The following is a 25,343-nucleotide window of genomic DNA, read 5'->3' as shown; positions in this document are numbered from 1 at the left end:
TTTATGCGGAACTCCGCTCCCATTCACCCGTTGCACTTGGAACTTGAAACCGCCCCTTTATAAAACGCCCAAAAGGAGAAATCGAAAATGCCACAAGTCATCCACATCTCATCTCAAGGAAGAGGCAACAGTCCCGAGTTGGTTATACTTGCTAAGCGCGAGGCAGGTCTGCGTGCGCGTAGCGCAGGCGTCGCGTCAGCAGCTGGAGCGGATACAACCTCGCTCTCATCCCTGCTTTCTTCCCATGGTGCAGTAATGCACCCCCTGTTTGGCCTCAGCGAAGATCGCATCCAAGCTCATGTGGAGGCCTTCATCGAGCCTCTCCAAAGAGATGCTATCCCAAACACCCAGCCCGTTCTTGATCTGCCGCTGTTTTACCGGATTGCTGCTGCGGAGGACCAGCTCGACCGCCTCGCCAGCGAGCTTCTAGCTCATGACTTGATTGAAGCTGCCTACGTGAAACCGGCAGGCGCGCCGCCGACCGCCGCGGGAGCGCAATTAAGTCAAAGCATGAATGATATGCAACCGGACGTGGGTGATCCACCTGCAATCACACCCAACTTCGTTGCGAGCCAAGGCTATCTCGCGGCAACGCCAGGCGGCATCGATGCACCATTCGCCTGGACCGTTCCTGGTGGAGGTGGTTCAGGAGTCAAGATAATCGACTGCGAATGGGGGTGGCGTTTCACTCACGAGGATCTTCTGCAGAATCAGGGTGGAGTAGTGGCCGGCACCAGCACCACCGCCAGGCAGAGAGACATCGACCATGGCACTGCCGTCATTGGCGTTATCAGCGGCGATCGAAACCCAATCGGGATCACGGGTATCGCGCCAGACGCGACAATTAGCGCGTCATCTTTCGACGATCAGTCGAGCCCGCAGGCAATTAAGTCTGCCGCCGACAAGCTGAGTGCAGGCGACATCATCTTGCTAGAAATTCACCGCCCTGGACCCAACACACCCAATCCGCCGCAGGGGCAACTGGGGTTCATCGCCATTGAGTGGTGGCCAGACGACTTCGCGGCTATTCGCTATGCGGTGTTGAAGGGCATCATCGTGGTGGAGGCTGCGGGCAATGGTTTCCAGAATCTCGACGACCCGATCTATAGCACTCGGCCAGCTGGCTTCCCAGTGAATTGGACGAACCCATTTAACACGAGCAATCCATCGTCGGGTGCGGTTGTAGTAGGCGCGGGAGCGCCGCCGCCGGGAACACATGGCCGGGACCACGGACCGGACCGTTCTCGCCTCGACTTCTCGAATTACGGGGCTCGCGTGGACGTGCAGGGCTGGGGCGAGGAGGTCACCACTACCGGCTATGGGGATCTCCAGGGCGGTTCAAACCAGGATCTTTGGTATACAAACCGGTTTAATGGTACCTCAAGTGCCTCACCGGTGGTGGTTGGGGCTCTTGCTGCCACGCAGGGCGTGCTTCGGGCGCGCGGGCACCGGCGTCTCAACTCAGCGAGTGCCCGGTTGCTGGTCCGGGCATGTGGTTCACCGCAGCAGGACGCTCCCGGCCGGCCCGCGAGCCAGCGCATCGGCACGCGGCCGAATTTACGTGAACTTATCCCCGAGGCGGCGCGATATCAGTCTCTCAGCGCCGATTATGATGGTGACCGCCGGGCCGAGATTCTGATTACAAGTCCGTGGGGAATGGGAATCCTGGAACAGGCAGGCTCTTCGATGGGAGCACCAACCATGGCCCCCAACGGCACCCGCTTCGGCGGCTGGCTGCTCAACACAGGCGACAACCATTTCGGTCCCGCTGGGGACTACGATGGCGACGGGCGTGCGGAAATCCTTGCGTCGAGCCCCTGGGGTATTGGTGTGCTGAAACAGTCAGGTGCAACCATGGCTGCGCCGATGATGGCCCCCAACGGCACCCGCTTCGGTGGCTGGCTGCTCAATACGGGAGATAACTCCTTCGGCCCGGCAGGCGATTTTGATGGAGACGGCAAGAGCGAACTCCTGGTTGCGAGTCCCTGGGGCATAGGCGTGCTGAAACAGTCTGGTGCGACCATGGCTGCGCCGATGATGGCGCCTAACGGCACCCGCTTCGGTGGCTGGCTACTGAATACGGGAGATAACTCCTTCGGCCCGATCGGCGATTTCGACGGCGATGGCCAGGCAGAGATTCTCGTGACAAGTCCCTGGGGAATTGGCGTCATGAAGCTATCTGGAGGCACAATGACGATGTCGATGATGGCGCCCAACGGCACGCGCTTTGGCGGCTGGCTGCTCAATACGGGGGATAACTCCTTCGGTCCAGTCGGCGATTTTGACGGCGACGGGCGCATCGAGATTGTGGTCACCAGCCCTTGGGGCATCGGTATCTTGAAATTGTCAGGCGACAGTTTCTCGGTTCCGATGATGGCGCCCAACGGCACACGCTTCGGTGGATGGTTACTCAATACCGCAGACAACTCGTTCGGCCGTGCTGGCGACTTTGATGGTGATCGCCATGCTGAGATCCTCGTCACGAGCCCATGGGGCGTTGGCATCCTCAAGTTGGCTGGCAGCACGCTGACGGCACCCATGATGGCGCCCAACGGCACAAGGTTTGGCGGTTGGCTGCTGAATACGGGAGATAATCGGCTCGCCACCTGTGCAGATTACGATGCGGACCTTCGCGCTGAGATCCTCGTAACAAGTCCGTGGGGCGTCGGCATCCTCGAACAGGCTGGAACAACAATGGCCGCCCCTACCATGGCGCCTAATGGCACGCGTTTTGGCGGATGGCTGCTGAACACGATCGATAACGACTTCGGCCACGGTGTCTAACCTGAGACTGGTGCAATTGGGATGGAGGCCACTTCCGGATGTTCGGCACCCGTGAGAGTGGCCTCCATCTGCCCGGAGGCATGACAGAACTTAGTCGCATCGGTCTGGTGCTGGGGTTATCCAGAATTACGCAAACGAGAGCCACTCATCAATGAGACATGGGTGATCTGGTATGGAGACTCCAGGGTCTGGCATTACTATTGACTAAAGCCAAGACAGATTACTGCAATGAAGAGAGGATCAAAGAGGGGAAGGTAAGCCAACAGTAAAACATTCACCGTCGGCTGTGGCAATTGATAAGGGTCGCATCTTGCCATCGAGTATCATTGGCCGCCCGATTCTGGCCAATGGCGAGTGGCAAGGACTACAGGCCGGGGACCATGATTGCAGCCAAGAAGAATTCAACGCCAAGGTTGGAGCCGATGCATTCCCACACTCAGCTGACAAACGCGGTTGGTGAAACCGCCACGGTGGGAAATGCCTTAAGAATCTGCCGGTCAGTCGTCACCAAAGGCACCCGTAAATCTTGCGCCAAGGCAACAAACTCGCAATCGGAGGGTCATGTGATTAGGGTCAGATCTTGTTCTGTGCATGCTATGAGCTAGTCCGAGCCCATGGTGAAACCGTTGGCAGTAGAATGGTATCAGGCCTGACGATTGACGCTGTGAATTCGTAGAAAGTTGGTCGCATACAGTACAAAATTTGACCCTGCAGTTTACATTTCTCAAACTTTTAAGGAGTTCAATCATGCCCAATGAATTTGGTCGTCTTAACATTAATTGCAAGCCGGTCATCCCCCTGGTCCCCCATATCCCCGTTGACGCTGCTGTTCCAATAGACCTTGTTGGGATCCAACAGGGCACTCCCCTCTCCGGTACCTCTACAAAAAATGACGTGGCAGGGGTAACGGGACGTCATGGCTCTATAACCGCCGCAGTTGATGTTGTGCCAGGGCAAGCACCGATTCAAGCGGGTGTGTATGGCTCCGGTAGATATGGTGTTCAAGGAGAGTCTAAGAATCAAGGTGGGGTCTGGGGAAACAATTCTGGGGGTGGATCCGGGGTTGTCGGAACAAGTGACAAACCTAACGGCATTGGTGTCTTGGGGAGAGGCGCACAACTAGGCGGTATGTTTGATGGTGGAGTTGGTGTCTGGGGGACAAGAGAACGAAACAGTAGGGTCAAGTCTTGTAATGCAATATTTCTCATTCGCGCTCTACGCTTTCGGATTTGCCCGCCGTGCATCGTGCATGCTGACCAACACTTGATGAGTCTGTTGATGCAATCGCACCAGCCAATCGAGACCCCCAAAGCTACTCGGGTGACCAAAGGCATGAAATGGTGTCAGACATGACTATTGACTTGTTTCGCTTGGCAATTGATGAGGGTCGCATCTTGCAATCGAGTATCACTGGCCACCCCATTCTGGCCAATGGTGAGTGGCAAGGACTACAGGCAGGGGAACATGATTGCAGCCAAGAAGAATTCAACGCCAAGGTTGGAGTCGATGCATTCTCACACTCAGCCAACAAACGCGGTTGGTGAAACCGCCACGAAACAAAGGGGTCGGGAATGTTTTATACGCCAGTCAATAACTGCGCCGTATGCCTCATGGAGAACGTCTATCGATTGGCCATCACCGTCAGGCGAAGTGGAACATTAAAGGAGTCTGGAATCTGTGTTTGACCGTCAAGAAGAAAACGAAGAGATCGTGAGAGCGCAGAGGAGGCTGCCATTTGGGAAACTCATCAGCAGTAAAAGAGTCTCTCAATTTCAGGAGTGATGTGGGATGCTGGGGAGCCAGATGACACAGTTTGTGAGATCCCTCGTCGCGTAGTAGGTAATGAATCGGTGGAGACGACGGATGAGGTTAGGAATGGGGAGTTCTTTGGAAAGAATAATACCGGCGTGGGAACGTCCTGTTTCGTGCCATTGCTTGGCGAGCAGGAGGAAGTCTTTATGGTTGAAGGTGAGGATCGCTCGTCCTTGGCTTGTGGCAAAAGCCAATTGTGCTTCATCGGAAAAACCAAAATTCCCTGCGTCTCGTGTCGTGATGCAGTCGATGCCGCGTGCGTGAAGCAACGAGGCCATGGTTAGGTGGATATGTTCATCCAGATAGAATTTCATTCAATCATGAAGAAATACGAGGTGTGGGATTATGAGCGTGAATCAATTTCTGGGGCTGACAGATGCTCAGCAATGTCTTTATCGATTGCGTCACGATTGTCGTAATAATAGGACAGCGCATCGTAAATTGATGCGAGACTGATGTGAGGATAGTGGGTGAGCAGCTCTTCTGGGGTCTGCCCGTGGTGCAGCGCATAGATCACAATGGTTCGTACCGTGATTCGCGTTCCTTCAATGCGCGGACTTCCACCACAGATGTTGGGATCTGTAGCGATATGGGGATGGACAACTGCAGGCATATTTTAAGTGTATCCCATGCGAACCGGCCAAGCAATAGGGATGTCGATGTCTGTCAATCCAATTTAGAAATGTCCGCTTCGTACCAAAGTGGAATCAGACAGTAAGAACTAGAATGGCGTCAGGCATGACTATTGACTTGTTTCGCTTGGCAATTGATGAGGGTCACATCTTGCAATCGAGCATCATTGGCCGCCCCATTCTGGCCACTGGTGAGTGGCAAGGACTACAGGCAGGGGAACAGGATTGCAGCCAAGAAGAATTCAACGCCAAGGTTGGAGCCGATGCATGCCCACACTCAGCCGACAAACGCGGTTGGTGAAGCCGCCACGGTGGGAAATACCTTAAGAATCTGCCGGTCAGTCGTCACCAAAGGCACCCGTAAATCTTGCGCCAAGGCAACAAACTCGCAATCGTACGCCGAACAGCCGGATTGCGCCGCGAGGCTCAGCACGTGATGGGACATGACACTGTACTCATGGCCAGGCAGCCGCCGTTCTGCTTCTTCGAGGATGGCCGATACTGCCTCCAATGACAGCACATCCCTGCGGACAAGCCCGATCAGCACATTCCGACATTTGGATCGCCAGAGCAATGGAACTGCCCAGGAGAGGTCGCGCTGCAGCACGGCTTCGCTCTCAGCCGTCCGGTGCCCTTAGACATACAGATAAATCAGGAGATTCGTATCGGCCACGATCATGGCCGACCGACCACGTTCAGTTCTTCTAAGGGCCGATCCGTCACGTTGACTCCTTTCGGTGCGCGACGAAGCGCCCGAGCACGGGCCAACAACGCATCCGCATCAACCGGGACACTGTGGGTCATTTGCTCAAGAAACGAGATAACCTGAAAATTTAGGCTTCGATGCTGCGCGGCCGCTTGTTGCTTGAGTCGCGTCACCACCGGTTCCGGAATATTCTTGATGGTCAAGGTTGCCATACTCACCCCCCTCTCATTGAGCATCCACTATGCTACCACTATGGATGCTGACCGAGCAGTAGTGTCCGGTCAAGTCCGACCTTCAAGTATACTATCCGAGCATAATCTGGGGTCTCGTCTTGCAATCAAACATTTTCGCGGTGCGAAACAGACCCATTCGTCGGCTCGCTGAGCAGCTCTCGTCCGAAAGAAAGGGCATATCGTGCGTGGCGAGGAAGAGGCGAGCTAGATAGTGTAGTCACGAGATTGAAGATGTGAGAGAATCATGAGGCCAACGAAGGAGGCTCTCATGAAAAAGGTGATCCCTGCCCACCGCCGCCACGATATATCTGATGAAACATGGAAATTACTGGGGCCGCATCTGCCCGGACGCGAAGGCGTATGGGGAGGCATTGCGAGAGACAACCGTTTGTTTATCAACGCCGTGTTCTGGATCATCCGCACCGGTGCGCCGTGGCGGGATTTGCCGCCTGACCTGGGGGATTGGAGCAATACGCATCGCCGGTTTATCCGCTGGCGGGACAAGGGTGTATGGGAAAACCTGCTGGACGTTCTGATTGACGAACCGGATTACGAATGGCTCATGATCGATGCCAGCCATTGCAAGGTTCACCCCCATGCGGCGGGCGCCAAAGGCGGCAATCAGGAGATGGGCCGCACAAAAGGGGGCTCAACACCAAGATACATCTGGCCGTGGATGCGCATGGTATGCCGGTCAGAGTCCTTGTTACACAAGGTCCCGCAGCAGATTGCACGCAGGCTGGCCGCCGGTCATCTGATTGCGGACAAAGGCTATGACACCGATGCGATCCTTGCGCTGGCGCGAGCACGGGGCATGAACGTCGTCATCCCGCCAAAGAAAAACCGCACCGTGCAAAGGCCGTATGACGAAGACCTCTATAAGCTGCGCCACCTGGTTGAAAATGCTTTCCTACATCTGAAAAGATGGCGGGGTATCGCTACCCGCTACGCTAAAAACAGCGCCTCTTTCCTTGCCGCCACGCACATCGCCTGCCTCGCGCTCTGGCTCAACATCTCGTGATTACAGTATCTAGAGAGTTCAGTTCGATTTAACTTTCCGGGAACTGTGTTAAAATCGGCATCATAATAACTCCAGTTGCAGTACTCGAGAAGGAGTATCCCGATGAGCCGTAAGCCTAACAGCGGAGCACGGTCGAAGGTCGTTATTGATGTTCCAGCTGAACTGGACACGATTCTCAAGCGTCACCGGGAAATCCCATGGGCTCGCGTGGCTGAGCAAGCGTTGTGGCAGTATGCACGCCAGGTGGCGCTGGCAGATCGTCTTGCCTCTCGGAGCGCGCTGACTGAGGCTGCAGCCAAAGACCTTGCCAGATCCGTGAAGGTAGGGTTGCGGCGTCGTTATGCCAAGGTCTCGAATGCATGAGACTGGTTCTCGATACGAATATTCTGATCGCCGCACTCATTAAAGACTCGATCACAAGACGCATTCTGCTCCTTCCTGATTTTGAGTTTCTTCTTCCTGCTTTTGCCCTTGATGAGCTCGCAACACATCGAAATAAAATTGTCCGTGCCACTCGGCTCAAAGGAGACGAGCTCGACGTGTTACTGACGCTTCTCCTGACATCCGTTACGGTCGTTCCCTTTGAACGTCTCGCACCATATCTCGCAGAGGCGGACGCATTGATTGGCGCCATTGATCCAAACGATGTCCCCTTTGTCGCAGTAGCGCTGGCAGAAGAGCATGAGGGAATTTGGTCGAACGACCGCGCGTTCGAACGTTTGCCAGGCATTCAATGCTGGACTACGACCAGGCTCAAGATCCATCTAGGTTTATAAGGAGAGAGGAGCGTGACTCCGCAAGCGTGGGGCGGACCTTTTCACCGATGGGTGGATGCACAGGCAGCGTAGGTGCTCCATTCGTTCGTATTGCGTCGGGCCGTCTCATGCGCAATAGTGATGAATGTAGGATCATAAATTTCGACTGATCCTGTAGCCAAAAGAACCATGAGATGCGTTCACTTCGATCGCACAAACTCAATGGAATAGTGTCAGACATGTCAATTCACTGTGTGAATCCAGAGAAAGTTGGTCATGCACGATACAAGATTTGACCCTGCAGCTAACTAGCCGAATTCCTCATGGACCAACTCAGCAGCCAGCCGATGTTTATGGACATCGACATCATCCCAGGGGTGTGGATGTCGAGGAGCATGACAAGGCGTCAACACTGGGAGGCAGAACCAGTCGTGGAATTATCCCAAGCATCAAAAAACAAGTCGGTGAACTTTGAAGGGGGGAGATTCGGTCTGAGATTCACTCGGACTTCTACGGTGCAACGCTCAAAAACCAATACGTCCTTTATTGCCTCAGATGGAGTTCCTTGTATATTGCTGCTGCACGATTCACGCAGAAACAATACAGCGTACCGTTGAGCTTCGACCACATTCGCTTGAAACGAAAAGGCTGTCTGATGAGCATCGAAACAACACGTTCTGTGTAATAGACGACCGCGTAGCGCTTTTTTGACCTCATCAGGAGAATTGAGTTGACCCATCGCACGAATGGCCAGAACATGATGGCGGATCTTGTCATAATCTTTTCGCCCACCAGATACTGAAAAAACTCGTTCCGTAGCATTGTGTCCTGTGGAATCGCTGGTTGAGGGGAAATTACTACCGATCCCAGCTTGTGTTGACCAAAGAATGCTCTCGGAGCCCCGGCCTCTTCAGCAATCCGCCTGGCGATCGGCCGGTCATAGACCTTTCTCAAGCGCCAGGGATCCATCTCGGATGAATTAGTGATCTTGACGATGTCCAACCCTCGTCTGGCTCCGATGTATGGCAACGGCAGATGGACAAAACCGACGACCAACCGCCATTCAGCGATGCCTAGCCCCCCCCCGAATCCTTTCTGCTGAGCTCTGAGTTTTGATCGAGTGGCTGGCCTTTGGATACATCCGAGGACCAGATCAAGCCTCCTTGTCCAGTCAGGAGCACGCTTACCTGTGAAATGTGCTTGCCGATCTCCAACAGGTTCGCATCTTGATTATGGAAGAGCGCACAGTAAAACCAGTGTTCGTCTTTGAATTCTCCGGCAAACGCCCGTCTGTTGATTGGAATGCATGGGAGACCAAGCGACTTGCAAATGGCACTTCCATCATCATCAGGCCCCTCGTCGCTTTCTTGATGGGCAAGATGCCCACTGGTCTTAGCCGTCGTAATGGTAAAGACTTTTGCGATTCCATAGGGTCCAGCGAGCGCATTGACCGCCGTAGTATCGTACCCTGTGGACTGAGTCGACAGGATTTCCAGCGGTTTGGTTCTGGCAGGATCTCGCGCATTGGCCACAATCAGGGCGTACGTATCTCGTAAGTAATCTCGGTAATCCTTAAAATTGGCGAATTTCGGTGGCATTCGCTTATCTGATTCCCAGACCCTCTCCCGAGAGACATGTAGATTCCGGTATAGCTGGCGGTGGACATTCCCTTTTGAGTTGGAATGTCTCGTCGATAGTGGTTGATTCCGGCCATGATTGAATCGCAAATGTCTGGGTATTCCAAACAGCGAGGATCGAGAGCGTCCCCGATGGAGCTCAGCAAGAGGGGTAATGAATTGGATATGGTGATGTGCGAGCTATCCTGCTTGTAATACAGCGAGTCGGCCGTGGACGCGCTCGGCACGAAGCGGATCGAGTCTGAGTCAAGAATGGCGCCGGTTCCAAACATGCAGTCGGTGTCGCCAAACGCTCCGGCATGAAATGGGCCGTTCCAGACACCTTCGATGAAGAAGGTCGAGCGCACTTCGACGCGAGGGCCATGCCGCAGAGTTACCCGTTCACTCAGACGGTCAACCTCTGCCACCCAGGCAAGCTGGGGGAGTGTCGCATTAGCAAGCGCGTTCAGTTGCATATCGCACCGTTGAAATGTTCGTTCCGTGACCGCAATTGTTTAGCATATGTACCAGGAAGGAAGATTTGGCCGCCGAAAGGCTGAGGCTCCGGTACGCATGATCGATGAGTGCAATGCTCATAAAACAAAGGTATGACGGGCAAGGGAAAATGGGTTTAAGGCAGTCCCACGAAACTATGACGATATCAGACAACTGTACCGGAACTGGTTTCATTCATCTGCGTATCTTGCGTAACAAGAGAAAGTGATTGGCTATTTTGTTTCGTAATCATCAGTCTCCCGCTCCGATATACACGGGTAAGATTCATTCAGTGTGCGCCACAGATTGTTCTGCATCACCGGTCTGGACGCAGGGCGCTAGAAAAGTTGTATGAAACGGCATACGCGTTCTTCATGAGTGGCATGCCACAGTGGGCTTCTTCGTCCAGTGGTTCTACTCGCTATGAGATCAAAGGTTTCAATGATTTAAGGCAAAACAGGTGATGCCAAGACGGTAGCACGTATGAGCGGTATGGTTTGTGCTCAATATTTAATAAGGTGTGTTGGGTGATGGTGCGAAGGTGGTGAGGGTACCCTGCGGACAGTGGGAGACGAAATGACAGTCGAGATCATCCAGAGGCGACGATGAAGTACGCACGGTTTGGTGAGAAAAGAGAGGCCGCGGTTGAACAAGAGACAGCAGCTCTCTCTCCTTCACGGCGGGATTCACTTTTTTTTGGCGCTCTCTGCCTGGCCGAAATGTCGTTTGCTGCCATATTAACGGCTCTGTATCTGAAAGGTGAGAGGACTTTTGAGGTGTTTCTCTCCGCCCGACCAGGGCTGGTATTTCTAGGTGCTGTCGTTGGCTTTCTTGCGGGCGGCATAGGTATTCTTTACCGGTATCGAGAGCACAAGCGATCACCTTCCCGCCATGTTCCGATGGTTGTGGCGATGAACCTCGTTACCGTGGTCCTCATTCTTATGACCGGCGAGATCGTAGTGAGGGCAGCTGTTAGGGATTACTTCCAGTTCGAAGCAGTAGGAGGGGCATTGGTGCTGAAACCAAAGAGTTGGGAAGAGACCAAGGCCCGCTATGGTAAATTGCTCGATCAAACCCAGAGCGCCCCTTCTTTGCTCGTACACGATGATGTCCTCGGATGGACGGTTGGACCAAACAGACGTGGCGGAGACGGGCTCTATTGGTCCGACTCTGAGGGGCTCCGCGTTCCACATGAGGGCGCGGTAATTCCTAGGCAGACAGGGCAGACGACTATTGCGGTGGTAGGCGACTCGTATACCTTCGGCGATGAAGTACGATATGAAGACACCTATGGGCATTTCTTAGATCAGATGCTAGGTTCTCAGTTCCGCGTCGTGAATTTCGGGGTGCCAGGATATGGTTTAGACCAAATGCTCCTGCGATACCAGAAGGATGTCCGCAAGTGGAAGCCGAAAGTTGTGGTCCTTGGCTTCATCTCTCATGATCTTGAACGGACCTTGTGGGTGTACCCGTTTCTGGGTAATCATGAGTGGGAATATCCTTTTTCATCACCCCGTTTCATTATGCGTGGGGAAGAACTTATCAATATCAATCCGTCTCCCTTGCCTCCTGAAGACATCTTTGCAAAAGGATCAATTTTCGAGTTGCCCAAGATCGAGTATCAGCTAAGATATAAGGAGTCCGAATGGCGTGAGCGGTTCTACCATGTCTCCTATTTGGGTCGGCTCTTCACCTCTCTATTTTCTCCATGGTCAGTCCACCCTGACCATTCTGAGGAAGCGCTGATATCAGTCAATGCATCGATCTTGAAGGCATTCGTACAGTCGGTCCAGCAGGACGGGGCGACCCCTCTCGTGGTGTTTTTCCCAGGCAGGGGAGAGCTTCGGAAACTAGGTTCACGTGGTAAGCAAGTGCTTGAACGGGCTGGTCTTGCATACGTTGACCCCACCCCATGTTTATTGGATGTGGATTCCACGAAGCTGATGCTTCCGGGGCGTCACTATTCGCCACAAGGCAATGCAGCGGTTGCGAAATGTATGCAGCAGGCCATCAATGATATTGTCACTCAGACCTTGTGAGCTAACTGGTTTTTCCTCAATTGCCAGAACCGTTCAGCGTTGAATTGTAACGAGGAATGGTCGAATCTTCCGAATAGGTTGGTACGCATCGTTCTCTCTGCTCCCCCGCAGTTGCCTCACCATGATGGGACGGCTGCCATAAAGATCTCACCATACAGCGATGGACCCGGATTATGAGGCGGTGGAAATGATCTAACTCGGCCCCGCCAGCACGGCCTTCGTCGTTTTGAAATGCAGTTTTGCCACTGACCCCAGCCGGTCCTGCCCATGTTTCTTGATGATCATTTTCGCGGCGAGTTCGACAGTTGGCGAGGCGCCTTTGGGCAGGGTAGTACCGACTTCGCTGGAGAGGCGGTTCAATCGAAGCAAAAATTCAGCGCGAGCCAAGATCGAAGCGGCGGCTACGGCCAAGTCCGATTCCGCTTTCGTCCGCTGTTCCAGCACGATCTTTCGCCCCTTTTCCTGCAGCACATTCAGAATCAACCGCTCGTTGCCGAATTGATCGGAGATGGCTCGCTCGCAGGTCACTCGTTCGAGCAGGGTTTCAAGTGCTTTGGCGTGACCCCAGGCCAGGAGGCGATTCAGATTGCGGATTTTCGCATAAAGCTCGTTGTACTTCTGCGGCCCGATCGCGATGACACTGTGCGGGCAGATGGTTTTGATGTCGGGAGCCATCTCAAGAATCCGCCCGTCCGAAATCTTCTTGCTATCCCGGACCTGCATGAGCCTGAGTTCCCCCTGTGTCGTGGCGTCAACAAACACGGCGGCGATGACGAGGGGGCCAAAGTAATCGCCCTTGCCGGACTCGTCGATGCCGATACGCTCGATTTTGTTGTGAACACGCGGCTCGCTCATGATGTTCCTATACCACCTAGAAATCCTGCGTTGGGGGACGGTAATCTATCAATCGAATGCCTAGTGGTCAATCCGCAGAGATCAAGAAGAAACGTATGTGGTTGGAGAAATGGAACATGCATACTCCGCGACTCATGAATGTGACGACAATCACCTGTCTTCTGGTAGCAGGGACCGGGTTAGTCGGATGTGAGACCAATCCTTACACGGGCCGGTCACAATTGCTCATGACATCGATGAATCAAGAGATGCAGATGGGTGCCCAGGCCTACAATCAGGTGAAGACGGATCCCAAGATGCGGCCGTCACAGGATCCCCGTGAGGTCGAACCGGTGAAACGGGTTGCCGCACGCATCGTCGAAGCCGCAAAGCGCTCGAAGTATGCCCAGCTGGCCCAACAGTTTCAGTGGGAAGTGACGGTGATCAAGGACGACAAGACCGCGAATGCCTTTGCGCTACCTGGCGGGAAGATGGCGGTCTACACCGGCATCTTCCCCATGGCCAAGACGGAAGCCGGGCTGGCGGCGGTGATGGGCCATGAAGTGGTGCATGCGCTGGCTCGTCATGGGGCCGAGCGTATGAGTCAGGGGCAGGCCACGAATATTGGGCTGAAGGTCATCGGTGCTGCCATTGGGATTAGTGGGGGGAATCCGATGCTCGGTCAAGCCACGATGGCGGCACTGGGTGCGGGTGCACAGGTCGGTGTCTTGCTTCCGTTCAGTCGCAAGCATGAATCTGAGGCTGATTATGTGGGGATTCTCCTGGCGGCCGATGCCGGCTATGACCCGCGCGAATCGGTGGCACTCTGGGAACGAATGGGACAAGCGTCGGGTGGTGGAGGACAATCGGAGTTTCTCTCCACCCATCCCAGCAACGATACCAGAATCGACCAATTGAAGGAGTGGATGCCGGAGGCCATGGCTATTTATCAGAAGCGGACACCTGTCCCGGCGGCTCCGTTGCCGGACGTGGGTGTACGATAACGGGCCTCGCCCTATCCTAATCGACCATTCGTCGAATACACCTAAGCCGGTCTGCTTGTCGCGACCGATCCTGGTCCTTTATACTGAGTAGGCGTGGGTGGAAGACTGGATGGTCGCTCGGTGCTTCGGTATCGAGAGGAAAGTCCGGACTCCATGGGCAGGGCGCTGGGTAACTCCCAGGCGGAGCGATCCGACACCAGCACCACAGAAAACAAACCGCCGATGGCCAAGGCAACGAGATTCGATCTGGTTGCGGCGGCTCAGGTAAGGATGAAACGGTGGGGTAAGAGCCCACCGCGGGGGTGGTGACACCAACGGCACGGTAAGCGTCGCCCGGTGCAAGGCCAAATAGGAAGACATGTACAGGGCTCCTCACGGACTCTTGTGCGCCGACTGGCCCGGTCGAGGTCTTCGGGTAGGTCGCTTGAGGTTCGAAGTAACTCGAATCCCAGAGAAATGATCATCCAGGTAAAGAGGGCAACCTCTTTGCGGGACAGAATCCGGCTTATAGGTCTTCCGCTCACGCTTCTTCTCAAACGCCTCGTGGCCAGTGCTCTCGGTGATTCACGTGGCGCTGTATTGACGGGTCTTGATGGGGATGCTAGGATCTCGAATCTTTCCCCTTGATTTTAAAGATATTTCTGCATGATGATGCGTCCTCCGCTGGACGTGTCCTTTTGATATCTGATTATTTACGGCAGATCGTCTCATGCAGTTGTAGGGAGGGTTGTTATGAAGCTCACCGGTGCTGAAATCTTCATCGAGTGTCTGAAGCGGGAAGGCGTGAAGACGCTCTTTGCACTTCCCGGCGGCGTCGTCCTGAAGATTTTCGATACACTCCATCAACAAAAAGACATTGAAGTGATTTTGACACGCCATGAGCAGGGTGCTGGCCATATGGCGGAGGGCTACGCGAAGGCGACGGGAAAGGCAGGCGTCTGCCTGGTCACCTCCGGACCCGGCATGACCAACGTCATTACTGCGTTGGCCGATGCGTACATGGATTCGGTGCCGCTCGTCTGTTTCAGTGGACAAGTTCCAACCAGTTTGATCGGAAATGATGCCTTTCAAGAAGCGGACAACATCGGCTTGAGTCGACCCTGCACGAAGTACAATTTCCTTGTAAAGGACGTCAACGACTTAGCCGCTACGATCAAAGAGGCGTTTTATATCGCGACGACCGGTCGACCTGGTCCGGTCCTCGTCGATATTCCTAAAGATGTCTCGATGGCCAAAGCGGAATTTGCCTATCCGAATTCGGTATCCATCCGTGGCTATAATCCGACCTACGAAGGAAATAAGTGGCAAATCAAGCAGGCGGCTGAAGCCATCACGAAAGCCAAGAAGCCGATTCTCTATGTCGGCGGCGGTGTCGGTTTTTCAGGCGCTTCACAGGAACTGCTTGAATTGGCTGAGATGACCCACATTCCGGTGGACATGACGCTGATGGGACTCGGGGTGTTTCCTGGAGAGCATCCTCTCTCGCTGGGGATGCTGGGGATGCATGGCACCTATGAAGCCAACATGGCCATGCATTATTCCGATCTGGTGATCGCCGTTGGCGCGCGATTCGATGATCGAGTGACGGGGAAGGTGGCGGAGTTCTGTCCTTATGCGAAAGTGATTCATGTCGATATCGATCCGACTTCCATTCGGAAAAATATCAATGTCGATATTCCGATTGTGGGCGACTGTAAGACGGTGCTCCGGGAGTTGAACCAGATCCTGCGTGCGACGGTGAATGGGGAACAGAAGGACCTTCGGAAGCCCTGGTGGGATCAAATACACGAGTGGCAGCAGGCTCATCCCTTGACGTATCACCAAGAGCAAGATGGACCGATCAAGCCGCAGCAGGTGGTGAAGCGGCTCTATGAATTGACGAGGGATCGAGATCCGATTGTGGCAACTGATGTCGGACAACATCAGATGTGGGCCGCACAGTATTTCAAGTTGGCAAAGCCAAATCGATGGTTGACCTCGGGCGGGCTTGGCACGATGGGGTTCGGATTCCCTGCCGCAATGGGGGCCCAAGCGGCGTTCCGGAACCGACTGGTCTTGTGTATCGCAGGAGACGGTAGCATTCAGATGAATATGCAGGAAATGGCCACGGCGATCATCAGTAAGTTGCCGGTGAAGATCATCATCTTGAACAATGGTTTTCACGGCATGGTTCGCCAATGGCAGGACCTGTTCTATGAAGGGCGCTACGCGTCGAGCGATCTTGGTACGACTCCGGATTTCGTGAAACTGGCGGAAGCCTATGGTGCAGTGGGATTGCGGGTCAAGAAGGTCGGAGACCTCGATGCCGTCCTGAAAGAAGCCATGGCGACCGATAAACCTGTCATTGTCGATGTGCCGACGTACCCATACGAGAATTGTTATCCGATGATCCCGGCCGGTGGTTGCAACCATGAGATGCTCCTGGAAGATCCACCGGAGTTGAAGAAGAAGCAGGCTGGTGCAGGAAAGGTGACGCCGGAGGATAAAGATACGGTCCTCACGGCATAGGGAAACTGTCGGCAAACGACTATCAGCTGAAAGCGTTGCATGGAACATATTATTTCAGTAACAGTTGAAAATAAATTTGGCGTCTTATCACGGGTTGCAGGATTATTCAGCGGCCGTGGGTTCAATATCGAGAGCCTGTCAGTCGCTCCGACGCTTGATCCATCCATGTCTCAGATGACGATTGTGACGTCGGGTGATGAGCGGATTATTGAGCAGATCGTGAAGCAGCTGAATAAACTCATTGATGTCATCAAGGTCGTGGATTTGAATGAGACGGAGTTTGTCTCACGAGAGACGGCGATTATCAAGGTCCATACGAAGGATGCGGATAGAGCCGAAGCGCTCAGGATCGTGGATATCTTTCGAGCGAATGTGATCGATTCGACCCCGAGTACCTACACGATCGAAGTCTCCGGAGATCCCAAGAAGGTTGAAGCGATTATCAACTTGTTACAGCCGCTTGGGATCAAGGATTTGATCCGTACCGGTCGGGTCGCCGTTGCACGTGAGCCGGTCCGTCCCGCTGTCTCTCAGGCGAAGAAAATCGCTCGTGAGTAGCGTTCTGCGACGTACGTAACTTTCGATATTATTGAAGGATGATGGAAAGGGTGAGTCATGAATATCTCTTACGATAAGGATGCCGATATCCAACAGATTCGAAACAAGAAGGTTGCCGTGATCGGCTATGGCAGCCAGGGACATGCGCATGCGCTCAATATGAAAGAGAGCGGTGTGACTGTCGTGATCGGCTTGCGAGAAGGCGCCTCATGGAAGAAAGCAGAGCAGAGTGGACTCAAAGTTATGCCGGTTGCCGATGCGGTGAAGGCCTCGGATGTCATCATGATTCTTGCTCCGGATGAAGCGCAAGCGTCTATCTACCGGCAGGATATCGCACCCAATCTCAAACCGGGAGCATATCTGGCGTTTGGGCATGGATTCAACATTCACTTTGGCCAAATTGTGCCTCCGCCTTCAATTAATGTCTTCATGGTTGCTCCCAAGGGGCCAGGACACCTCGTCCGTTCAGAATATACGAAGGGCAGCGGGGTTCCGTGTCTCCTTGCGATTCATCAGGACCCCAGTGGGACCACGAGACAGGTTGGATTGGCGTATGCGAGTGCGATCGGCGGTGGACGAGCTGGTGTCATTGAAACGAATTTCCGCGAAGAAACTGAGACCGATTTATTTGGCGAACAGGCAGTGCTTTGCGGAGGACTGACGTCGTTGATCCAGGCCGGGTATGAAACCTTGGTCGAAGCTGGGTACTCGCCAGAAATGGCGTATTTTGAATGTTTGCACGAGGTCAAGCTGATCGTTGATTTGATCTATCAGGGTGGGATTGCCAATATGCGCTACTCGATCAGCACGACGGCGAAGTATGGCGATGTGACGCGAGGCCCGCGTGTGGTGACTGAACAGACGAAGCAGGAGATGAAGAAGATTTTGGATGAAATCCAGACCGGGCGGTTTGCCAGGGAGTGGGTCTTGGAGAATCAAGCCAATCGACCGGTGTACAATGCGTTGCTTGCCAAAGGCGAGACGCATCCCATCGAGGCGGTTGGTGCGAAGCTGCGTGGAATGATGCCGTGGCTCAAGAAAGATCAACTCGTCGATAAGACGAAGAACTGAGGTTGTTCCGTGGCGGATCGTGCTGTCGGTGTTCCCTTTGCCAAAGAAGGAATTCCCTTCATTGCAGCTCCTGTCGGCGTTACACTCTTGACAGCATGGCTGGGATGGCCGGTTGTTGCGTTTCTTGGTGGGATTGCAACGCTGTTCTCTGCCTGGTTTTTTCGAAACCCGGCCCGAGTGATCCCACAAGGTCCCAATCTGATTGTTGCACCCGGCGATGGCAAGGTGATCGCCATCGAGGAAGAGTTTGAGCCCCGCTACCTGAAAGAACGTAGTGTCAGGCTTACGATCTTTTTGAATGTCTTCGATGTCCACATTAACCGTATGCCTTGCGATGGGGTCGTGGAAGGTATTCAGTATCAGCCGGGGTTGTTTTTGGTTGCGAGCAAGCCGGATGCAACGCTGCGGAACGAACAGAACGCTGTGATGATCAAGACGCACAACGGCATCAAGGTGTTGTGTGTGCAAGTCGCGGGGCTGATCGCTCGGCGAATCGTCTGTTGGATCTCGGATCGGGAGCAGGCGATACGTGGTGAGCGATATGGCTTGATCCGGTTCGGGTCGCGCATGGATACGTTCCTTCCGATAGGTACAAAGATTCGGGTGGCGGTGGGTGATCGTGTGAAAGGCGGCGAAACCATTATTGGAGAGTTGCCATGAAAACGGCAGGCTTCAAAAACTCGTTCGGGAAAGATGGGAAACGGCGGAAAGCCGCTATGCATCTCATTCCAAACCTCTTCACGACCGGTAACTTATTTTGCGGCGTGTTCGCCATTCTGTCCGTTTTTAACGGTCACTATCTGGAAGCAGCCATCGCGATTCTTGTCGCCATGATTTTTGACGTTTTGGATGGCAAGTCGGCCAGATTGACTAATAGTACGAGTCAGTTCGGGATGGAGTATGACTCGCTGTCCGATGTCGTGTCATTTGGTGTCGCACCGGGGTTGTTGATCTACTCGTGGGCGTTAAGTGGGCAGGGTACGTTTGGCGTGGCCGTGATGTTTGCCTATGTGGCAATGGGCGCCGTGCGGTTAGCGCGATTCAACTCTACCGTCGCGCTAGCAGATGGGAAGTACTTTACGGGTCTCGCGATCCCAGCCGCAGCCGGGGTGGTGGCGTCACTGGTGGTCTTTGATCATTACCTCCTCAAGATGGGAGGTGATGTCAGGCCGATCGTGGTCTTGCTCATGACGTTGGCGCTTTCGTTTCTAATGGTCAGCACGATCAAGTATCGAAGCTTTAAAGAGCTGAAATTTAAGGGCCACAGGCAGATTACCTACCTGGTCTGGGGTATTCTGACGCTGATGCTGGTGGCAGCTTGGCCAGCGGTCATGTTATTTGTCATCTTTGCCGGCTATGCATTGATGGGACCGGTCGAGAGAGTTTTTTCGCTGGTTGCTCCTGCAGCTGGGAAAAAGAGCATCGGAAAAGTCGAGCCTCCGCCGATTGAATCAAATTTATAACGGCGGATAACAGTGGGAGAAACTGAAAAATTTGTGAACGGCGAAGACGAGGAGTAGTACGCGAGTCATCTAGACATGGGGTGATCAGTGTTGTGAAGAGAGCTGGTGGGTGGTGCAAACCAGCCTAGATGTCGCCGAACTCGCCTCCGAGCCGAATCTCCGAACATGAAGTAGGAGATTCCGCCTTGCCTTCGTAAGAGGCTGAATGAAGGGTTTGACGACCAGTTGGTCCTCAGACTACATCAGGGTGGTACCACGGAGTGCGTCAAGCCTTCGTCCCTGGGTCTCATAGGGATGGAGGCTTTTGTTTTTTACAAGCTGCTGAAAAAGCCTTCCCGTTGCGGTCTCAGTCGTTCAAACCCCTCAACGTACCACACGCGTACGCCTCGGGGTTCTCACTCCTTGCGGCCTTGCCGGAAGGAATTTTTGAGCAGCTTGCATCGGAGGTCAACCATGGCACGCATGATCAAAATTTTTGATACGACCTTGAGAGATGGCGAACAATCGCCTGGCGCCAGTATGAACGTGGAAGAAAAGGTCATGGTCGCCAAACAACTGGCCCGGCTTGGTGTCGATATTATTGAGGCAGGATTCGCCTATAGCTCGCCCGGAGACTTTGAAGCGGTGCGGCGTATCGCACAGGAGGTCGAAGGACCGACGATCTGTAGTCTGGCACGGGCTCGACCCGAAGATATCGATCGAGCATGGGAAGCGTTGAAAGGCGCGCCAAAAGTTCGCATCCATACGTTCCTGTCAACGTCCGATATTCATTTGAAACACCAGTTCCGGATGACACGGGAGCAAGCCAAGCAGCGTGCGGTGGAGATGGTCCAGCGGGCGCGGGGTTATGTGGATGATGTCGAATTTTCTCCAATGGATGCGAGCCGATCAGATCCCTCGTTTCTCTACGAGGTCATTGAGGCGGTCATCGCTGCCGGAGCTAGCACGGTGAATATTCCTGACACGGTAGGGTACGCCGTCCCACAAGAATTTGGCGCACTGATCAAGGGGATTTGCGATAAGGTTCCCAATGCCAAACACGCGGTGATTTCGGTCCATTGCCACAACGATCTGGGGGTTGCAGTGGGGAACAGCTTGGCGGCGATTATGAATGGGGCCGGCCAAGTGGAATGTACGATCAACGGAATCGGAGAGCGCGCTGGGAACACATCCTTGGAAGAAATCGCGATGGGACTCCGTACCAGGGCGGATTTCTATCAGGCGGATACTCGTATTCGAACCGAGGAAATTGCGAAGACCAGTCGTCTGGTCAGCAAGATCACAGGGATGGTGGTGCAACCCAATAAGGCGATCGTTGGGGCAAACGCCTTTGCCCATACGTCAGGCATTCATCAGGATGGCTTGCTCAAAGAGAAGACGACCTATGAAATCATGCGCCCGGAATCGATCGGATTGGTCGAAAGCCAAATGGTGATGGGTAAGTTATCTGGGCGTCATGCGTTCCGACAGCGTCTCGAAGAGTTGGGGTACAAGCTCGGCGAGGCAGAGGTCAACCATGCCTTCGAGCGGTTCAAGAAACTTGCCGATCAAAAGAAAGAGATTTTCGAGGAAGACCTCGAGGTGATTGTCTCCGAAGAGTTGTCGAAGATGGGCGAGCGCATTGGACTCAAGGGACTACAGGTATCGAGTGGAACGGATCGGGTTCCAACAGCCACAGTCGAACTGGAAATCGACGGCACCCCCACTGTTCAAACCGGGACTGGTGATGGGCCGGTGGATGCCGTGTACCGCACCATTGCGGCTATGACACAGACGAAGAGCAAGTTGTTGATGTATGTTGTGAAGGCCATCACTGGTGGAACAGATGCACAGGGTGAAGTGTCAGTGCGGGTGCAAGAGGATGGTCGGACGGTCACAGGCCACGGCGCCGATACCGATATCATTACGGCCTCTGCTCGGGCGTATATCAGCGCCCTGAATAAGTTGGCCTACCTGGCGACAAAACAGGCGCAAGGCGAGCAGAAGGTGAACTTGATTTGACGCGGATCTCCACGGTACAGTTTCACTGTCTGTGGTGAGGCCTGTTGGATTGAGAGGGCTTGTCCGTGTTCAAGGTGACGCTGGCGGATCGCCCCGAGTTTCTGGCTGGAGACGAGACACGTTTGCGGGAGATTTTTCACCCTGCCAAGCATCAGCTCAACCTCAATTATAGTCTAGCCCACGGGACATTACCGTCTGGCCAACGCTCGAAGCGCCATGTGTTGGTCTCGTCGGAAGTCTATTATTTTATTGCAGGGCGGGGCCACTTCACGATCGACGACCACGTCACGGTGATCGAAGCCGGAACGACCATCTATGTGCCGCCAGGAGGGCACCAGCTTGTGGAAAATAGTGGAGAGACCGATATCGAGTTTTTGTGTCTCGTTGATCCGGCCTGGCGGATCGAAGATGAAACGATACTGGAATAGGCCATGAGCCGATTGTGTTATCGAAAGGAGCAACAGTGAAGGCCAAGATTGCGGTAATGGCGGGCGACGGAGTTGGGCGTGAGATTGTTCCAGAAGCCGTGAAGGTTCTGAAGGTCATTGCTGAGAAGTATGGGCACTCGTTCGAGTTTGTTGCAGCTGATATCGGTGGGCAGGCGATTGATAAAGTGGGGGTGCCGCTGCCAAATGACACCTTGGCGCTTGCCAAGCAAAGCGATGCCGTCTTGCTGGGTGCCGTTGGGGGACCTCGATGGGAGAGTTTGGAGTATAGCCTTCGGCCGGAACGCGCACTACTCGGAATCCGGGAAGCGTTAGGACTCTATGCTAACTTGAGGCCGGCGAAGCTCTATTCGAATTTAGTGGATGCGTCCACGTTGAAGCGCGAGGTGGTCGAGGGGATCGATATCCTCGTAATCCGCGAGCTTACCGGCGGGATCTACTTCGGCAAACCGAAGGGGATCGAAAAGTTGCCGAACGGTGAAGAGCGAGGGGTTAATACGGAAGTGTATACAACGGAAGAGGTTCGACGAATCGCCAAGGTTGCGTTCGAGGCGGCGAGGAAACGGCGCAAGAAGGTCACCTCGGTCGACAAGGCGAATGTGTTGGAATCATCTGAACTGTGGCGCAAGGTAGTCATCGACGTCCACGCGTCCTATCCGGACGTTGAACTGGGACATATCTATGTGGATAACGCTGCCATGCAACTGGTGCGAAACCCCCGACAATTCGACGTGCTGCTCTGCAATAACATGTTCGGAGACATTCTGAGCGATGAAGCGGCGATGCTGACCGGCTCGATCGGGATGTTGCCGTCGGCAAGTATCGGGGCCAAGATCGGCCTCTTTGAGCCGATTCATGGGAGTGCCCCGGATATCGCAGGGAAAAATATCGCGAACCCCATCGCCACGATCTCATCGGCTGCCATGATGCTGTCGTATGCCTTCCAACTCGATCAAGAAGCGGAAGCCATCGAACAGGCCATCGTGAAAACCCTCGACCTTGGCTATCGAACCAAAGATATTCAGAGCCCTGGAGGGAAGATTGTTGGTACTGTGGAGATGGGCGAGGCAATTCTCCGAAACTTGAATTAGTCCTCGACGCTGAACCATGGCTGCCATTCTTTCTACACGGATGATCAGAACACTTGCTGGTAACGGCGAACCTGGCTGTGCGGGAGATGGCGGACCTTCAATGCAGGGCTGTTTGAACGAGCCGAAGGGTGTGACGGTCGATTGTCACGGGAATGTCTATGTCGCCGATTCCGAAAATCATCTCGTTCGCAAAGTCGATCGTGCCACCGGTATGCTATCAACCGTAGCTGGGACATTCGGCGGGGAGCACCTGCATGCGGCTGTACAACGAGACGCTCCCGTCCCACTCACGGATGAAGACCCTTTGGCCGATGATGCTGGCGAACGTAGTCCCGCAAAATTTACTCAACATGCTGATGTGAGCGGAACGGTCCGGTATTGGACGAATCACGCAGTCGCGTCTCCCAAACAGTATGGTGGAGACGGCGGGCCAGCGGTGAGTGCCCATCTCAACTTCCCGACGGCGGTCGTGGTGGATCGGGAGGGGAATCTCTATATCGCTGATACGATGAATCATCGCGTGCGGATGGTCGATGCTGAAACCGGGATCATGTCGACCGTGGCCGGAACTGGTCAGGCACGCTTCTCCGGCGATGGCGGTCCTGCCAACCAGGCGGCACTCAATGAACCAGCGGCGCTGGCCATCGACAACGCGGGACGACTCTATATCGCTGATCAGAGCAATCATCGTGTACGGATGGTCGATCTCAAGACCGGTGTGATTCAGACGATTGCTGGAAACGGGATTGCGACGTACGATGGTGATGGGAAGCGAGCGATCGAGATCTCTCTTGCCGGTCCCAGTGGATTGGCGCTCGTGGCGGATCGGCTCTATGTTGCTGATACGTTCAATGGCCGAGTGCGATGCGTCGAACTCTCGTCAGGGTTGATGACCACAGTGGCCGGCGACGGCGGAGTCTATCGGTATGAGTCGCCATCGGATGCGCCGTCAGCCAGTCTTTCGCGCCCGACTGGAATTGCATTCGATCATGAGGGACATCTCTTTCTGACCGATTCAGACAATCATGTCATCCGGCAGTGGGATTGGGAATCAGGGATGGGCTTCTGCGTTGCGGGGCAAGGCGTTCCATCTTATTCCGGCGATGGCGGCGTCGCACGAGAAGCAAGTTTGTGTTACCCATTCGGTATCGTTGCCGATCGCGACGGAGCGTTGCTGGTGGCCGACACCTTTAATCATCGTATTCGCGTATTGGCATTGGAGTAGGCGCTTCATGATCAAGAAGAAACCAGGGTATACGGTGGCCGTTCTTGGAGCCACCGGCGCGGTTGGGCAAGAAACGCTGGAGATTTTAGAGGAACGGAAATTTCCACTTGCCAGCCTCCGGCTTTTTGCGTCTAAACGGTCAGCCGGCGAAGTGATGACCTGTCAGGACAGGGAGTGGACAGTTGAAGAGCTGACCGAATCCTCTTCGTTCGAGGGAGTGGATTTGGCGTTTATCTCGGCTACTGATGCCATCAGCAAAGAGTATGGCCAGCGATTGGGCGCGGCTGGAATCGTTGTCATCGACGATAGTGCTGTGTTCCGGATGGATGATCAGGTTCCTTTGGTGGTTCCCGAAGTGAATGCCGCTGCATTAGGCTTGATGCCTCGAGGAATCGTGGCTATTCCAAACTGTACGACCACTCCGTTGGTGATGGCACTCAAGCCCCTTCATGACGCGGTGGGGGTGAAGCGTGTGGTGGTGACGACGTTTCAGTCCGTTTCGGGGACGGGTTCGGCAGCGATGGACGAGCTGATGGAGCAAACCAAAGATCTCCTGGCGTTTCGAGACATCAAAATCGAAATCTATCCCCACCAGATTGCCTTCAATCTCTTGCCGCACATCGGCTCGTTTAATGATGGGGGTGACTGTTCGGAGGAGGTGAAGATTGCCAAGGAAACACGAAAGATTCTCAATGCACCGGGCCTTCGGGTCACCGCCACGACGGTACGGGTTCCCGTGCTGCGCTGCCATTCTGAGGCAATCAACGTTGAATTGGAGCGTCCATTGACGGCGAACGAGGCGCGTGCTGCACTGGCCGCCATGCCCGGCGTGATTGTCTATGACGATCCAGTGAAGAAGCTGTATCCGATGCCGCTCGATGCGACCGGAAAAGATGAGGTCTATATCGGTCGCGTACGGGAGGATGAATCGATCACGAACGGCCTCAATCTGTGGGTGGTCTCCGACAATCTTCGCAAAGGAGCCGCGCTGAATGCCATTCAGATCGCAGAATGTTTGGTCAATGGCTAGTGCTGTGTGCTGTGTTCCC

General features: G+C 54.2%; 20 protein-coding genes, 1 other RNA gene and 3 pseudogenes. 17 read left to right on the top strand and 7 right to left on the bottom strand.

The window, feature by feature from the left end; all coding sequences use genetic code 11:
- Nucleotides 1-87: 87 nt before the first annotated feature.
- Nucleotides 88-2,784, top strand: coding sequence for a hypothetical protein (locus E8D52_12540; protein TKB67397.1), 2,697 nt, complete (start codon nucleotides 88-90; stop codon nucleotides 2,782-2,784).
- Nucleotides 2,785-3,220: 436 nt separating this feature from the next.
- Here E8D52_12540 and E8D52_12535 read toward each other — a convergent pair.
- From E8D52_12535 to E8D52_12515, 5 genes and pseudogenes are all read right to left on the bottom strand, one after another.
- A pseudogene (locus tag E8D52_12535) lies at nucleotides 3,221-3,337 on the bottom strand (type II toxin-antitoxin system VapC family toxin).
- Nucleotides 3,338-4,556: 1,219 nt separating this feature from the next.
- Nucleotides 4,557-4,910 carry a hypothetical protein gene (locus tag E8D52_12530; protein ID TKB67396.1) on the bottom strand — a complete coding sequence of 118 codons (354 nt, stop codon included), beginning with the start codon at nucleotides 4,908-4,910 and terminating at the stop codon, nucleotides 4,557-4,559.
- A gap of 29 nt (nucleotides 4,911-4,939) precedes the next feature.
- Nucleotides 4,940-5,209: a DUF433 domain-containing protein gene (locus E8D52_12525; protein ID TKB67395.1), complete on the bottom strand. Its 270-nt coding sequence runs from the start codon at nucleotides 5,207-5,209 to the stop codon at nucleotides 4,940-4,942.
- A gap of 296 nt (nucleotides 5,210-5,505) precedes the next feature.
- A pseudogene (locus E8D52_12520) lies at nucleotides 5,506-5,907 on the bottom strand (type II toxin-antitoxin system VapC family toxin).
- Nucleotides 5,904-6,146, bottom strand: coding sequence for an antitoxin (locus tag E8D52_12515; GenBank protein ID TKB67394.1), 243 nt, complete (start codon nucleotides 6,144-6,146; stop codon nucleotides 5,904-5,906). Before E8D52_12515 ends, E8D52_12520 begins: the two are co-directional and overlap by 4 nt.
- Before the next feature lie 265 nt (nucleotides 6,147-6,411).
- Between E8D52_12515 and E8D52_12510 the strand changes: the two are divergent.
- From E8D52_12510 to E8D52_12500, 3 genes and pseudogenes are all read left to right on the top strand, one after another.
- Nucleotides 6,412-7,188, top strand: a pseudogene (locus E8D52_12510) (IS5 family transposase).
- A gap of 102 nt (nucleotides 7,189-7,290) precedes the next feature.
- Complete coding sequence (locus tag E8D52_12505; protein TKB67393.1) at nucleotides 7,291-7,551, top strand: hypothetical protein; 261 nt, start codon at nucleotides 7,291-7,293, stop codon at nucleotides 7,549-7,551.
- On the top strand, nucleotides 7,548-7,964 hold the full coding sequence (locus E8D52_12500) for a PIN domain-containing protein (GenBank protein ID TKB67392.1): 417 nt from the start codon (nucleotides 7,548-7,550) through the stop codon (nucleotides 7,962-7,964). The genes E8D52_12505 and E8D52_12500 overlap by 4 nt, the downstream gene beginning before the upstream one ends.
- Nucleotides 7,965-9,016: 1,052 nt before the next feature.
- On the opposite strand, the gene E8D52_12495 is transcribed toward E8D52_12500, so the two are convergent.
- A complete protein-coding gene (locus E8D52_12495) occupies nucleotides 9,017-9,541 on the bottom strand; it encodes a hypothetical protein (protein ID TKB67391.1) in 525 nt (174 codons plus the stop codon).
- Nucleotides 9,542-10,659: 1,118 nt separating this feature from the next.
- Here E8D52_12495 and E8D52_12490 point away from each other — a divergent pair.
- The gene (locus E8D52_12490; protein TKB67390.1) at nucleotides 10,660-12,093 is read left to right on the top strand and encodes an SGNH/GDSL hydrolase family protein; all 1,434 of its coding nucleotides are present in this window, start codon (nucleotides 10,660-10,662) and stop codon (nucleotides 12,091-12,093) included.
- 192 nt (nucleotides 12,094-12,285) lie between these two features.
- Here the strand turns inward: E8D52_12490 and rnhC are convergent, their stop codons facing one another.
- Nucleotides 12,286-12,948, bottom strand: coding sequence for a ribonuclease HIII (gene rnhC, locus E8D52_12485; protein TKB67389.1), 663 nt, complete (start codon nucleotides 12,946-12,948; stop codon nucleotides 12,286-12,288).
- Nucleotides 12,949-13,064: 116 nt separating this feature from the next.
- On the opposite strand from rnhC, the gene E8D52_12480 reads away from it, so the two are divergent.
- The 12 genes from E8D52_12480 (at nucleotide 13,065) to E8D52_12425 (ending at nucleotide 25,324) form a co-directional block, all read left to right on the top strand.
- Nucleotides 13,065-13,931: a M48 family metallopeptidase gene (locus E8D52_12480; GenBank protein ID TKB67388.1), complete on the top strand. Its 867-nt coding sequence runs from the start codon at nucleotides 13,065-13,067 to the stop codon at nucleotides 13,929-13,931.
- Between the two features lie 97 nt (nucleotides 13,932-14,028).
- Nucleotides 14,029-14,455: RNase P RNA component class A (gene rnpB / locus E8D52_12475), an RNA gene on the top strand.
- Between the two features lie 208 nt (nucleotides 14,456-14,663).
- Nucleotides 14,664-16,439, top strand: coding sequence for a biosynthetic-type acetolactate synthase large subunit (gene ilvB / locus E8D52_12470; protein ID TKB67387.1), 1,776 nt, complete (start codon nucleotides 14,664-14,666; stop codon nucleotides 16,437-16,439).
- Nucleotides 16,440-16,478: 39 nt separating this feature from the next.
- Nucleotides 16,479-16,997, top strand: a complete 519-nt coding sequence (gene ilvN, locus E8D52_12465) for an acetolactate synthase small subunit (GenBank protein ID TKB67386.1) — start codon at nucleotides 16,479-16,481, stop codon at nucleotides 16,995-16,997.
- Between the two features lie 57 nt (nucleotides 16,998-17,054).
- Nucleotides 17,055-18,068, top strand: coding sequence for a ketol-acid reductoisomerase (gene ilvC / locus E8D52_12460; GenBank protein TKB67385.1), 1,014 nt, complete (start codon nucleotides 17,055-17,057; stop codon nucleotides 18,066-18,068).
- Between the two features lie 9 nt (nucleotides 18,069-18,077).
- Complete coding sequence (locus E8D52_12455; GenBank protein ID TKB67384.1) at nucleotides 18,078-18,728, top strand: phosphatidylserine decarboxylase family protein; 651 nt, start codon at nucleotides 18,078-18,080, stop codon at nucleotides 18,726-18,728.
- Nucleotides 18,725-19,531 (top strand): CDP-diacylglycerol--serine O-phosphatidyltransferase, encoded by an 807-nt coding sequence (pssA, locus tag E8D52_12450; GenBank protein TKB67383.1) that lies wholly within the window; start codon nucleotides 18,725-18,727, stop codon nucleotides 19,529-19,531. The genes E8D52_12455 and pssA overlap by 4 nt, the downstream gene beginning before the upstream one ends.
- A 453-nt stretch (nucleotides 19,532-19,984) precedes the next feature.
- On the top strand, nucleotides 19,985-21,532 hold the full coding sequence (locus E8D52_12445) for a 2-isopropylmalate synthase (GenBank protein ID TKB67382.1): 1,548 nt from the start codon (nucleotides 19,985-19,987) through the stop codon (nucleotides 21,530-21,532).
- 65 nt (nucleotides 21,533-21,597) lie between these two features.
- Nucleotides 21,598-21,960, top strand: a complete 363-nt coding sequence (locus tag E8D52_12440) for a cupin domain-containing protein (protein ID TKB67381.1) — start codon at nucleotides 21,598-21,600, stop codon at nucleotides 21,958-21,960.
- Between the two features lie 35 nt (nucleotides 21,961-21,995).
- Complete coding sequence (gene leuB / locus E8D52_12435; protein ID TKB67380.1) at nucleotides 21,996-23,069, top strand: 3-isopropylmalate dehydrogenase; 1,074 nt, start codon at nucleotides 21,996-21,998, stop codon at nucleotides 23,067-23,069.
- 16 nt (nucleotides 23,070-23,085) lie between these two features.
- The gene (locus E8D52_12430; GenBank protein ID TKB67379.1) at nucleotides 23,086-24,294 is read left to right on the top strand and encodes a hypothetical protein; all 1,209 of its coding nucleotides are present in this window, start codon (nucleotides 23,086-23,088) and stop codon (nucleotides 24,292-24,294) included.
- 7 nt (nucleotides 24,295-24,301) lie between these two features.
- The gene (locus E8D52_12425; protein TKB67378.1) at nucleotides 24,302-25,324 is read left to right on the top strand and encodes an aspartate-semialdehyde dehydrogenase; all 1,023 of its coding nucleotides are present in this window, start codon (nucleotides 24,302-24,304) and stop codon (nucleotides 25,322-25,324) included.
- Nucleotides 25,325-25,343 lie beyond the last annotated feature (19 nt).

The organism is Nitrospira sp., assembly GCA_005116745.1.
GTDB lineage: Bacteria > Nitrospirota > Nitrospiria > Nitrospirales > Nitrospiraceae > Nitrospira_D.
Note: the sequence above shows the minus strand (reverse complement) of the source record. Positions and strands in the feature narration are given on the sequence as shown.